This is a genomic window from Pseudomonas citri (assembly GCF_025336485.1).
Taxonomy (GTDB): domain Bacteria; phylum Pseudomonadota; class Gammaproteobacteria; order Pseudomonadales; family Pseudomonadaceae; genus Aquipseudomonas; species Aquipseudomonas citri.
In genome coordinates this window covers 1-11,888 of sequence record NZ_JAODAB010000048.1, presented here as the reverse complement: position 1 = coordinate 11,888, position 11,888 = coordinate 1, and the positions used below count along the sequence as shown (strand labels likewise).

The window sequence follows — 11,888 nt, the reverse complement described above, 5'->3', positions numbered from 1 at the left end:
CATCGACTCTCTTTCCGCCCCCAGGGATTGTTTTCAGGTGAATCTGGAGAGGCGACAACTATCCTGACACCGGGGGATTGTTGAGATGAGGTGAGGACAAGTCGCTTGCCTTGGCAACATAAAAAAGGGTCTAGCTTAGTAGACCCTTTTTTGCGGCTGTGTCGGAAAGACGTGCTGACTGGGTGTCAAAGCAGGAAAGCTTTGCATCACCGACTCCGACCGTCAGACGTGCGCTGCGCGCTCAAATACCTCATCAGCCCATTGGTTCAAGCTTTTTCCGGCGGTTTGGGCGGCAATGGTAGCGGCGGCATGCACTTCAGGACGAATGCGCAGCATCACCTTCCCAGAGGCTGGCTTCTCAGGGCTGACGCCTTGCTCGGCACAGTCCGCCAGATAATCCTCAACAGCACTGGCAAACTCGGCGCGCAGTTGCGTCACTGAGTCGGCGTGAAAGCTGATGATGTCACGCACGCCCAGAACTCGACCGACGAAGATGTCGTCACGTTCGTCAAACTCAACTCGGGCGGTATAGCCCTTATAGGTCATGCTGTTCATAGCTCAACTCCTGCTCGCTGGAGAAATTCGCGAGCCTCTTCTACCTGATATTTCTTGGCTTCTTTGCCTGGGTGCGGCCGATGGCAGCGCCACTGAGCCCCTCGTAGCACGAGCTTGACCCGTGAGCCTTCGCGTTCCAACACTTGGCCGCCCAGATGAATGACCAATGCCTCGATGTCAGCAAACACTATCGCCGCGCTGGTTGGCGTGCGGTAGATCGCGTCAAGGGTTTTCCGGTGCCTGTTTTTCATGCGGCTGATGCTATCAAAATAAGATAGCACTATCTAGCCAGTTCGGAGGGCAAAGCAGGGACGGTTCATCTCTCCATGGCCATCGCGAACGGTAGTGCATCAAGGGCCCATGAAATCCGAGTACTGATACCTAAACAACCCGGCTAACGCTATCACCACCGATAAGGCCCAGCGCAGCCAGTTTCACCAGTCGTTCTGCAATCGCCATTCGTTCAACTTTCGGCGTGACCGGATCGACCATTTGATACTGACGATCGCACCACATCCTTAACTGCCGAAGCCAAAAAGCCTGGGCCGTTGGTTCTGCGTCCAGCCTGTCCAACAGGTACGCCGCTTGCTGCCATAAAGGGCGCAATTGGAACAGCGCGTTTCGGCGCATCACTGAAAGGTCATGCCAATTCCGATCCAGTTGGGTATCCAACCCAAGCTTCACCAAAGCCCATGGCAGCTTGTTGAGTTGGGCGATGGCTGCGGAAAAAACCGAGTCCAATGGGTCATCGAGCGCTTTGAACAGTTCGGGCAGTTGGTCATAGGACACCGTGCTAATCGCGGTGCGTCTGACAGTGGGATAACGAGAGCGCAATGCTTCTTTCTGCCACTGCGGATCCAGCTCAACGTCGAGCTCTTTCGCAAGGCCAAGCACGCCGAGCCAATCGCGCTTCTTGCTGGGTATATCTTGCTTCAGTCGGTCGAAAAGGACCGCATGTGCATCAATCCCACTGCTGGGTGCGGCCCAGCGTGCCAGGCTACGGATCGAGGCGGATGCATCAAGCAATGCCTCACGCAGGACAGGGCGAGGTTCGTCAAGCAGAGGAAGCAGCGCACGCAACACCCAGACGCGAAGTTTTGCACCGGATTGAGACAGGGCCTCGAGCAACAACTGCCGAGCTTGGGTAGCGGGTAGTTTCTGGCAGGCGGACACCGCCAGCAATCGCACGGTCACCTCACGGTGGGCAAGGGCACTGCGTAGCAGCGCCCCAGGATTCGAGTCGCTTTCCAGCAAAAGCTCGAACAAATAGCGGGCAGCCTTACCGTGCCGCGTCAGAGAATTCGCCTGGACCTCATCTCGGATAACCGGCGACTGCAAAACAGCACGAGCGGCCTTGAGGGTTTTTCGATGGTCGGCCCGTTGACGTGCAGTTAACGCGATAAGCGGCTCTACCGCGTACAACAAGGCATGGACATGGACAGGCGAAAGATAATGCTCCAGGCCGACCGCAGCTAAATCACGAATTTGAGGCACCCAGTCGTTCGACCGATCTATCAATGCGACCAATGCGACCAATGCTTCAGGGGACGGCTGAGCGCACAGCTCTCTAACCGCGATCTCCCGAACGAAACCGTTGTGGTGATGACTGAGTTCAATCCAACTACTGTGCGTCCCTGCGCCCGCGAGCGCCTCCAGTGCTTCGTTCCGACGATGATCAGCCCAAGTGGACGCGAGTGTCTGCTTGTTCCTCAACCGGTCCAGCCAGAATTGCAATGTGCTCACGTTTCAGTCCCTTGTAGGCCTTGGTGCATGGCTGTCCTTATACCTCAGCTACGAGGTTTCGTATTACCTCCGAGGTTTATTCTGAATGGCTACTGGTGAGCCTCAGAGAGAACCTGACCTGTATGGAAATTCAAGTTGTTGGATCAAACGCCGATAGGATGCACAAGAATTTATCCCGAGGGACCGGAGCATGTTTTACCCGCGTGAAGCTGAAAAAGATCATCTCTACAACCGCATAGTCCTGCTGACCATTGCTTGCATCTTGCTGCTGTTTCTAGCCTCACTGGCAAAACACTCAGGGACCATTTATGGCGCCATTCGCTGGACCCCTGTCGAGGTGAAAGGCACGGTGACGCAGCTGGAAGGCATCCCGATGAATCCCAACGGCGTCATCATTCATTACCGATATGTCGACGGGGACCAACAGGTTCATGAAGACGAATACTTTGACCAGCGCTACAGCGAACATCATCAGTACACGGTAGGTGGAGACGTTCCACTGCTTTATTCACGCTGGTTTCCCCAGGTCAGCAGCATCGCCAGCGAGCTGCATACCAATCGCGCCAGCTTTATCGTCATGGCGGGCGGGGTATTGCTGACGCTGTTGTTCCTGTGGATCTCCTTCAGGACGTTCGGGCGCATTTATGGCATGAAGCAGGAAGACCGCTTCTACTAGAACGGTTGTCGGTCATGGCTACCTTTTTATCCTGAGAGAAACCGGAGCGGTCAGAGAGACGTTTTGGAACTCAAAGGTCTCCTCGTTCAGGCGACACGCCATTCATGCCATCGGTATTCCTATCAATGAAAAAATTCTTTCTCGCGTTGCTCTCGGTCAGCCTGCTTTCCGGGTGTGTCACCAAATCTTTGAGTGTTGAAGACCGCCATCAGATCAAGACCATCAAGATCCTTCCTGTGTACTTTGCGGTGGAAAACTTCAAGTACACGAGCATGACTCAGGCTTGGGGGGCAGGCCTGGGTGCCGGGGCAGGCGCAGCGACTAGCATGGCGGCTGGCGCATCGAGCACTGGCACGAGCGCATTGACGGGTGCCGGTTCGGTCATGGGCACCAAGACGGCCGACGGCGCGACGGCAGATATCTCTCAAGCGATTTTGAACAACATGCAGGCCCACGGTATCGATCTGGGAAAACTGGTACGTGAAAGCTTCGAGAAGCGCATTAAGCAAGAGGGTATGTTCACCCTCGTGGCGGAAGGCGAGAAAGCGGATGCCGACGTTGAGATCATGGTTTCGCAGTGGGGACTGAGCCTGAAAAACTACAGCTCCGTGCTTTACCCCGTCATCGGCGTCAACGGCTCCATGCAACGCAGCGGCACATCGGTTTGGCGTAACTTCAATACCATCTCGCCCTTCAACGAAAGTAACACCCTCGCCTACACCCCTGAGCAGTACGCCACCGATCCCGAAGCACTGCGTGCAGCGTTTTCCCGCGTATCTGATCTGGCAGTCGGCAAGCTGATAGAAGACCTGAAGCAGTAACTGCACAGACGAACCGGAGTGCTGCACGCCTCCTCATGGATTAGGAGCTATTAATGACCACTGTCTCGACACTTAAGCAGTACTCGGTAAAAAGCTGGGCCGCTCTTGTCGCCGTTGTTGGCTTGATGGCGGGGTTCCCCGCCATCTCAACCTGGTTGGCCGACATGAGGGCTGACTACTACAAAAGCCATTTCATTGGACGTTGGACCGAGGAGTTCAGCTATCTCGATGGCGGTGTTCAGTTCGAGTTCAAGGGCATGACCGAGTACTTCGCCAACAACCATTACAATCTGAACGGCGTGATCGCGCTGGTTGGGACAGAGCCTTCGAAACCCTATCGGTTCGAGTACAGCGTTAACGGCGCGGGTAGCTGGAATGCGGATAGCGAGTACCTTTCGTTCACATTGGAGCAAATGAAGACGTTGCCCAAGTCGTATACGGTGGACGGCAAAGAGATCTCGCCTTTGACGGTGGCGCAATTTATCGGCCCCAGCATGCCCAACCTCAGTGACATCTACCCGGCAGGGGCATCGGGGCAAGCGCGCATCAAGGAGGTGGAGAAGAACAGGATTGTTCTGGAACAAAGAGCCCTGGACGGCAGGTCATTCATCGTGACCACCCACCGTCAGGTCTCGCCCTAGAGCTCACATCGCCTTGCGCCTTTGCCTACAACTACGCCAGAATCCGCCGGCTTGTGCGCCTGGGGTGTCGTCGGTAGTTTTGGGCCTGTCACTGATTGTCAGTGATCGGGTTTAGCAGCTCGCCGAGTTAAGTCGCACAACGCGTCATCAGACAGGAATCCCTATCCCTGCGCTTGATGGTGGCTGTGCGCAGGGCGCCTTCGGGCGCGCCGATTTCTTAACTCGTCGGTCTGCTAACCTGCGTACAGCTGCCTCCCACTTCGTTTAGCAGCGAGCGGGTCGTGGCCTCAACCAGAGAGTTAAGACCATGGTCAAAATTACACCGAACCCTCCAGTTACAGACGAACCCACATCTCGTGCCCAGTCTGCCCGCAACAAAAAGCTCGACGACGCGGCCACGCGAGCGTTGGATTACTACCTGAAACCCAAGCCTAAGGGCGAAATGTCCGACAAGTCCGACTCTATTTTTCGGATTGATCCGGGGGTTGATTCTGAGTGTTTGCTTGCGAATCTCAGTGAGAATCTGGCTTCGGCGAATGCCATGATCAGTGACTTGGCGTTTGATTTGGATGGGTCAAGGCGACGTGTGGCGTTGGGGATTTTGCAGGTGATTGAGGTGAGTGAGCTGTTGGCGAATCGGGCGTTGGATATTGTTGAGGTGAGGTAAGGGCAAATCATTTGCTCGGGCAATAAAAAAGGGTCTTGCATAACGAGACCCTTTTTATTGGGTATATATAAATCCACTTCTTTGCTTCGATTATTGGTTTGTTCGATAGGATTCCAGGGAGTTAATTAGTCCGCGAAGGTCTTGTGGTATTTCATCGTTATCAAATTCATCAATGATTCGGATTTCGGTGAGAGTTACAGAATATAATTCATTGACTTTGGTTCGAAGGATTTTCAAGACATCCTTTCCGCATACCATTTCCATTCGGCTATCTAAAGCTTTCCATTTTTCGTCGAATGAGCGGAGGCTTTCAGCGTTTAAGGTCGAAACGTCTCTTCCGCTTTTACGATGAAAGTCAGTATATTTGCCCGCGTACTGACCTTGTAACTCAAATTTTTGATTATCTGTAATTAATTCAAGAAGGGGTAAGATCGTAACTTTTTCAGACGTTTCCCCTGTACGTTTGCTTCGCTCGATAATTAATCTATTGAGGCATCGATCTAAGACTGAAGGTACCAGAAGATAATTTTCCATTTCTTTTCTACGAAGAATGTGAGCAAATGCAAGCTCTGATTTAAGTTTTAGCTCGACATTTTCTATCTCTTCATCACACCAAAAATCTCTATCATAGATAGCCGCAATTTCAATATTAGCTCCTAGTGTAGATCTTAATCCCCACGCTAGTGCTTGTACTTTAGGCCAAGAACTATAACCTTCTGAGGCTAGCTGAGTTAAATCATTCCCTGACGCAAGTTCGGAGAAACCCATCCTGCTGGCAAATCTTCGTAGAACCTTATAATCGAAGGCTCCTTCACAGAATAGTACTTTTTTATTGCGGGCCAGTTGAGTGAGCGTTATGTTCTGCAATGATCCTAATGCATTCATTGCTTCCTGTACGCCCTCAACGTCTTTAACTCGCCGGGCTGATTTTTTTGTTTTGTCTACGATTAATATTTCTGACGGGTCTGCCTCCCCCATGATTTCCGTCGAGTGAGTCGCGAGCATGAAATCATTTGTATGAACTCTCAAAAGAGATAGGAGTTGACGCTGTAAATCTGGATGTAAATAGACTTCCGGCTCATCAATTACAGTAAGGTTGTATTCTTTTGATCGGGATATATGGGTTAATAGTTGGCACCAGATTTGGAAACCAAAGCCCGCCCAAAATATTTCTCGATCCATGCGTGATTCTTTACAGTACATAGCATATTGATGTGATGAAGAATCAAACTCTGGTTTTCCAATGGACATGCCCGGCCATGTTTTCTCAAGCATATCTTTGAACTGCTCAAATCCTTCGGGGTTTTGATACCAGAAATTTCTGAAGTGTCGACATGCTCTCGGAGTTCCAAGCGAGCGGCGCACGGTTTCCTCTGTCACATGTGGCTCTTCATGCTCAAATGGACCAAGAACCGGTACGACTTGCACCTTAAATGGGAATGCGTTTCTAAATGCTTGTGCAGTTCTAATGGTCGGACCATTAGTTTCCCAAGACATGATGCAACCGCCATCTGATGGAAAATGCAAAAATATTTGATTGGAGTTAGAGAATCTGAAAGTTATGTAGGTGTTAGTGTGGATGTAGTCAGTATGGACATTTTCCAATGATACTGGAAGACCATTGACGGGGATTCTGTGCCCCAATTTTCTCATTTCGTCGACTATTACAAAATCAGGCTTTTTGCTTCCTGCAGTTCTTAGGGCAGCCTCTAAAATTCGGAAAGAACTAATTATCGTGGACTTTCCGGCATTGTTTGGTCCTACCAAAATATTGCAAGAGTCCAGTTTTACTGAAAATGAGTGAAGAGCCTTAAATTGACTAAATTTAATTGACGTTATTGCAACCAATTTAACACCTTCCTTTGTTCTTGGATCTATGGTCGTTAGTTGCTATAAGGCTTTTGTCGCTAGGTATGACTTTGTAACTCATGGCTTATAGAGTTCTAGCCTTAGGTGTCTTTTCCTGACTTTAGGGCGTTACCGATTTTCTCCCATGTCTCTTTTCTTTGCTTTATAGCTTCGCTGGCAATACGTTCCGCAGATTTGAGGAAAATTTTCGCCTGTTCAACGGCTATCTCACTTCTCTTCAATTTGCCCGCGACCTTTATAGGTTTGCATTGCTTAATCTGATTTAATTCCTTTATTGTTTTTAACTCATGTACCAGATAATCCCAGAATATTTGGGTTGTATACTGTGATTCCACTTCTGTGATGATTTCTTGATATTTATAAAAGGCAGGGATATCTACAGAATCTCTCAAGTCAACCCATTCGACGAGTTTCGCATTGTTTCCTTTATGCGCTTCTTTTAGAACGTCCAGCGCGCGCATAATTGGTAGGTCATCTGATATGGCGAGTTCACACACCGGAAGTAGATCCAAGATTAGATGAATGGCAGTGTCTTCCAGTTCGCCGTCCACCAAACCGCCATGTGCCACTAAGTTTCTCAAGACTGGAAACTTGAAGGAGTAATATTCAAAGGGGAAAAAACTTCGCATGCGTTCATCTATATGCTGAAGCTTGTCGTTTAATGATGAAATGTCCAGTTGACTTTCTGAAATGCCGATGCTCCTACATATGTCGGCAAAAATTCCTTCAATTTGCAGCGGCGCCATACTAACAAATGAAATATAATCTTTCATCTCGAAGTGTCTAAGCATAGTCGATATAACTTGCTTGCGGTTGAATAGGATATGGGAGCTGTTAACTAGCGATTCAATTTTGTCGCGAACGCTGGGTATTTCATTAGGAATACCTCGGATATAGGCAGTCGCATTTTTTTTGAATGCTTCAGGAGATTTTTTGCATTCATGTATTAAATTTCGGTATGTTGTTATTGGTAAGTCCATAAACTTATTAGAGTACTGGTCCAAGGCACGAACGTCATATGGATCAGCGGGTGCCCAATGGAGTCGCCGACCAAATGGATATGGACTATCTCCAAAAATAGTCGTCTTCAAAAAAGGAATGATTGGGCGCTGGATGGAAGCTTTCGTTATGGCATGTGCTTTTATTTCGTATGCCATGAACTCGACGATTTGATCCTTTGCAACAAGATTCTTTTTCTCGAAATATTCAAGTTGATTTTTGTAGTACCTCTCATCCGCAGTCAATCGGCCAATATTTTTCTTCTTCTCTTCAAGAGCTTTTGATTCGTTTTGAATGTAAGCAAGATTTTTCGCTAGGGCGGCTAAATCTTCATGTACATGGAGCGCTAATTCAAAAAATTTGGTTTTTGGCTCTGTCTCTAAATATAAATACTCCCTCTCCACAAATGTCCAAAAGTCTTCAGTGTTTTTTGGGATTTTTTCAAGAGGTGAGCACGCGTTATAAGCTAGCTGGAGTTCTTCGTCGCTAGCTTCGGTGTTAAGCTCTAACAGCTCACGTATAAAGATTTTTGCGAGACTTCGTTTTCCTAGTTCGAAAACATCATGATTGTTCATGACTTTGTTACTGATATCAAAAATTTCGCCAATGGTGGTGGAAGTGCTATATGCCATTTAGACTCCTTGTTAAAAAATAGCTTGTTTCAGCGCCTCTGTTAGGTGGCTTGGATCCATTTCTATCCATTTGGCTTACGTCATTACTGACCCGCACCATATCGCTTTTCGGTGGCGATCCGAACAAAGTGGAACTAGGTCTTATCAATACTTATTGATCTTTAGAGGGCATCAAGGCTAAAATTTGCATCCTGAGTGCTGTCGATAAAATTGCAAATTGCTCTTTTGGTGAAAGATCAAGAAGGGTTTTTTTATGCCCTATAGATACTTTTTCTATAGTGTTTTTAAATGTTAGATGTATTAGGTTTTTCTGTTCTGAAGAAAAGGTTTTGTAAAAATTTTTCATGCTGGACTTGTCGATTTTTGTATCCAGTCGATGGGCAAATTTATTTCGCATTTCTCCAAGATGCATAAGGGCAGAGGCGTATTCTTTAGGGAAGCCGACCGCCACAGCCAAATTAACTCTTTGTGAAAAGTCGAGTTGCATTTTTTTGATGTATGAAAAATCATGAATGAATTCATCAATAAATGAATCAAGTGCAGATTCAATATAAATGTGTGATCGAATCACTATTCCCAGTTCGTCTTCCGCTAATATTGCAGAAATAAATGACTCTTCACTTGAGGCGGAGGAGGAAGTCATCAATGAACTCCATTCTGTATGTGGGTGTATGCGTCAGTCGTTGTTGTTTTAGATTATTCCTAGTTTGTGAAAAAATATTTGGTTTCGCATGGTTGCGTCCTTTAGTATTTTGTCCCAGCTTAATACTTCGATGTACAGGTTTAAGTTTTCATGCCATTTAAAGTAACCCAGTCTGTCGGGCATAGGCTTGAAATCTTTTTCTTCTTCGAGCCAGGATTTTATTTTTGGGGTTAGGTCGCATATAACATACCCGTAGAAGGGTGTGTTCTCAGATATTAATATTTCTCTTCCTGCTGGGGTTTTAAAGTCACCTGATTTTAGCTTTCTAACATAACGTATAATTTGTTGTATAGGATCTTCTTCAGAAGAAGGATTAACAAAGTCCTCTCGCTGAGGTTTTTTGAATTCAAATATTGTAACAGGATTGCTCGTTGTGTTCTCTCCACGGAATACGACTCTCCTGTCGTAGGCAATTAGGTCTGGCCTGTCTGAGTTTCCTTTGAGTGGTAGGTCTGACGATAGGTACTCTGTGAAATTCAGTCTTTCATCAATCATCCATAAGTTGTGCTCGTTAAAGAAATTTTCTGTGGTGTCCTTTCTTCTTGGGAAAATGATATCGTGTACAACTCCCTCTGAAGAATATTTTCCCTCAGTGTTGGTCTCAAGATTTTTTTTAAATAAATTTATGATGTTGCGACGTAGTGCAACATAGTGGACTAAGTCATTTTTACTGGTTTCTGATATTTTTCTGATAATGCTCGCGGTGTTTTCTTCTAGTTCGGTTGGTTCCGAGGTTGCAAGTAGCCTCTTCATTTCTCCGTTGATAAGCACCTCTTGCTTATATTTAAGCTGTTGTAAGGTATCCTCGATCTGCTCATCTTCAGCGTTGTATGGAAGGTCTCTAAGATCAGCATACTTAAGAATTTCTGTATGCCAGGGTGCGTTATATTTAACGTAGTCCTCTACGCGTTGTTGTTTTTTGAGGATACGAGCGTCCACTTCAGTGTTGACCGCTTTTCTAGCGAATTCGGAGGCAACTGATTCGATATCATATTGAGAGATGCCTAACAAGGCGTCATCTTCTTTTGAGAACTCAAAGCCTCCTCGCTCAAGTGATACATAGTTGTCTAGGTAATCACTGAAGACATAGATTTTTATAATGAAATTTCTTCCTTTTGAGTCCTGCTCTATGCCATTTTTTTCATAAAATTCTTCTATGAACTCAGGGATGTATTTGTGTAGCGACGTGCTAGTTACTTCTCGTCGATGGGCTACCAGGCTTATCTTGCTGGTTGCAGAGCGAGGAGAGTAAAACTTAAAAACTTGTGCTCTAAAATTTTCCTCTTGCAGGTTGCTTTTTATCTCAAAAAAACCACTTGCCGATGTTATTTCTTCGATTAAGTGAGCTCCCTGTTTCTCAATGTAATCGTTTAGGGCTATTCGCTCTGACTCATTCTCTTCGCGGAGTAATATCAAGGGGAAATGATGATTGTTTTGATAGAAGTAGGGCAGCAACTTTTCTACAAGAACTCTAGCTAAAGTAAGTAGTTTCCTGTCTGGGAACTTCACGTTTTTTATGGAAGATAGTTTTATCTTTGAGCCGGTAACGGTTTCTTTGGTGGAGGAAATTATTTCGTCTATAATTATCTCGTTTTCTTTTCCCATCCTAAAGTGCCGTGTTGCATATGAGTTTTCAGTTTTATACGTGCTTTCAATAAAAACGTCGTCGAAGTATTTTAGGCAAGTGAATCTTCCGAATCCTTTGCCGCCTTCACTTATTTTATGAGCTGAGTAAAGAGTGTCGAACGAATCTCGGTTTTCATCATTGAACCCTATTCCGTTGTCAGTAATTAAAAAACCTATTATTTCTGGGGAGGTTAAATCGTCTAATGAAAGCTGACGTTCTCTTATAGGGATTATTTCGATCAGCCCATGTTCTGTTTTAAGACATTCAATGGCCTGTATGGCATTTACGACTGTTTCAATGATGGGCGTGTAAACGCTGGTCCCGGATCTGATATTTTCTATAGCTCTGCGTATGTTTACATTGCTCATGTGAGGCCTGCTTTAATCTTGATTGTGAGCTTAATACTTGTAAGCTTATGAAGAAGCTTTACGCGCGTTTACAGCAATTTAATCGAGATGTGTCTGTAACTAACGGATTATTTGCAAGGTCTCGGATGACAGTGTTGCTTCCGTCATTAGCGTCATAGAAAAAAGTTGGTATGCTTACATTTGATCTCAGGGGTAGGGGGGCATACGTGGCGTTATATATAAAAATTATTGGTTTGAACACTTCTCTCATCCTTTGAGTGGACCACTTCGTGTAGTAACGGTCGAAACCCTTTCGTTTACATAACTCAGTGCTGAGGCTGGCTCGATGCCATCAAATTACGCTGCTTGATGTGAGGCGTCTAGTGGCGACGCGTTGTGCCTACACTAGTAGTTTGTCTTACAGGAGAGTTGTATCGCCGATCGTTACAGGTATTGCCTATAAATTCTTGTTTTTCAATTGCTTGTGTTGAGTTTATGCATGAAAAGGAGGATCAGTGGAGAAGGAGTCATGGGACTGTCAGATTTTTTGTGTTCGGGCCGGTAGCGGCCTGCCGTCAGGCAGGCCTTGATTTCACCAGGTCGGCCTG

General features: G+C 46.6%; 11 protein-coding genes. 4 read left to right on the top strand and 7 right to left on the bottom strand.

The features are described from left to right. Positions 1-222: 222 nt before the first annotated feature. The 3 genes from N4Q37_RS27460 to N4Q37_RS27450 form a co-directional block, all read right to left on the bottom strand. Entirely contained in the window at positions 223-555 is a 333-nt protein-coding gene (locus N4Q37_RS27460) for a type II toxin-antitoxin system HicB family antitoxin (protein ID WP_258631158.1), read from the bottom strand. Then, the gene (locus N4Q37_RS27455) at positions 552-806 is read right to left on the bottom strand and encodes a type II toxin-antitoxin system HicA family toxin (protein ID WP_260963327.1); all 255 of its coding nucleotides are present in this window, start codon (positions 804-806) and stop codon (positions 552-554) included. Before N4Q37_RS27455 ends, N4Q37_RS27460 begins: the two co-directional genes overlap by 4 nt. A gap of 130 nt (positions 807-936) precedes the next feature. Beyond that, entirely contained in the window at positions 937-2,298 is a 1,362-nt protein-coding gene (locus tag N4Q37_RS27450) for a HEAT repeat domain-containing protein (protein WP_260963326.1), read from the bottom strand. Between the two features lie 190 nt (positions 2,299-2,488). On the opposite strand from N4Q37_RS27450, the gene N4Q37_RS27445 reads away from it, so the two are divergent. The 4 genes from N4Q37_RS27445 to N4Q37_RS27430 all read left to right on the top strand — a co-directional run bounded on the left by N4Q37_RS27445 (position 2,489) and on the right by N4Q37_RS27430 (position 5,103). Next, positions 2,489-2,974: a DUF3592 domain-containing protein gene (locus N4Q37_RS27445; RefSeq protein WP_260963325.1), complete on the top strand. Its 486-nt coding sequence runs from the start codon at positions 2,489-2,491 to the stop codon at positions 2,972-2,974. A gap of 125 nt (positions 2,975-3,099) precedes the next feature. After that, complete coding sequence (locus N4Q37_RS27440) at positions 3,100-3,795, top strand: hypothetical protein (RefSeq protein ID WP_260963324.1); 696 nt, start codon at positions 3,100-3,102, stop codon at positions 3,793-3,795. A 53-nt stretch (positions 3,796-3,848) separates the two neighbouring features. After that, positions 3,849-4,436: a hypothetical protein gene (locus N4Q37_RS27435; protein ID WP_260963323.1), complete on the top strand. Its 588-nt coding sequence runs from the start codon at positions 3,849-3,851 to the stop codon at positions 4,434-4,436. Positions 4,437-4,743: 307 nt separating this feature from the next. After that, complete coding sequence (locus N4Q37_RS27430; RefSeq protein WP_260963322.1) at positions 4,744-5,103, top strand: DUF6124 family protein; 360 nt, start codon at positions 4,744-4,746, stop codon at positions 5,101-5,103. 90 nt (positions 5,104-5,193) lie between these two features. Here the strand turns inward: N4Q37_RS27430 and N4Q37_RS27425 are convergent, their stop codons facing one another. The 4 genes from N4Q37_RS27425 to N4Q37_RS27410 form a co-directional block, all read right to left on the bottom strand. Continuing rightward, positions 5,194-6,951: an ATP-dependent nuclease gene (locus tag N4Q37_RS27425; protein WP_260963321.1), complete on the bottom strand. Its 1,758-nt coding sequence runs from the start codon at positions 6,949-6,951 to the stop codon at positions 5,194-5,196. 101 nt (positions 6,952-7,052) lie between these two features. Then, complete coding sequence (locus N4Q37_RS27420; protein WP_260963320.1) at positions 7,053-8,603, bottom strand: hypothetical protein; 1,551 nt, start codon at positions 8,601-8,603, stop codon at positions 7,053-7,055. Positions 8,604-8,754: 151 nt separating this feature from the next. Next, positions 8,755-9,246, bottom strand: a complete 492-nt coding sequence (locus N4Q37_RS27415) for a hypothetical protein (protein WP_260963319.1) — start codon at positions 9,244-9,246, stop codon at positions 8,755-8,757. A gap of 48 nt (positions 9,247-9,294) precedes the next feature. Next, on the bottom strand, positions 9,295-11,301 hold the full coding sequence (locus tag N4Q37_RS27410; RefSeq protein ID WP_260963318.1) for an ATP-binding protein: 2,007 nt from the start codon (positions 11,299-11,301) through the stop codon (positions 9,295-9,297). Positions 11,302-11,888: the final 587 nt, after the last annotated feature.

Excerpts from the sequence above, each read along its gene's own strand:
- N4Q37_RS27410 (WP_260963318.1), bottom strand. The coding sequence starts at position 11,301 with ATGAGCAATGTAAACATACGCAGAGCTATAGAAAATATCAGATCCGGG.
- N4Q37_RS27420 (WP_260963320.1), bottom strand. The coding sequence starts at position 8,603 with ATGGCATATAGCACTTCCACCACCATTGGCGAAATTTTTGATATCAGT.
- N4Q37_RS27460 (WP_258631158.1), bottom strand. The coding sequence starts at position 555 with ATGAACAGCATGACCTATAAGGGCTATACCGCCCGAGTTGAGTTTGAC.
- N4Q37_RS27445 (WP_260963325.1), top strand. The coding sequence starts at position 2,489 with ATGTTTTACCCGCGTGAAGCTGAAAAAGATCATCTCTACAACCGCATA.
- N4Q37_RS27455 (WP_260963327.1), bottom strand. The coding sequence starts at position 806 with ATGAAAAACAGGCACCGGAAAACCCTTGACGCGATCTACCGCACGCCA.
- N4Q37_RS27415 (WP_260963319.1), bottom strand. The coding sequence starts at position 9,246 with ATGACTTCCTCCTCCGCCTCAAGTGAAGAGTCATTTATTTCTGCAATA.
- N4Q37_RS27430 (WP_260963322.1), top strand. The coding sequence starts at position 4,744 with ATGGTCAAAATTACACCGAACCCTCCAGTTACAGACGAACCCACATCT.
- N4Q37_RS27435 (WP_260963323.1), top strand. The coding sequence starts at position 3,849 with ATGACCACTGTCTCGACACTTAAGCAGTACTCGGTAAAAAGCTGGGCC.
- N4Q37_RS27440 (WP_260963324.1), top strand. The coding sequence starts at position 3,100 with ATGAAAAAATTCTTTCTCGCGTTGCTCTCGGTCAGCCTGCTTTCCGGG.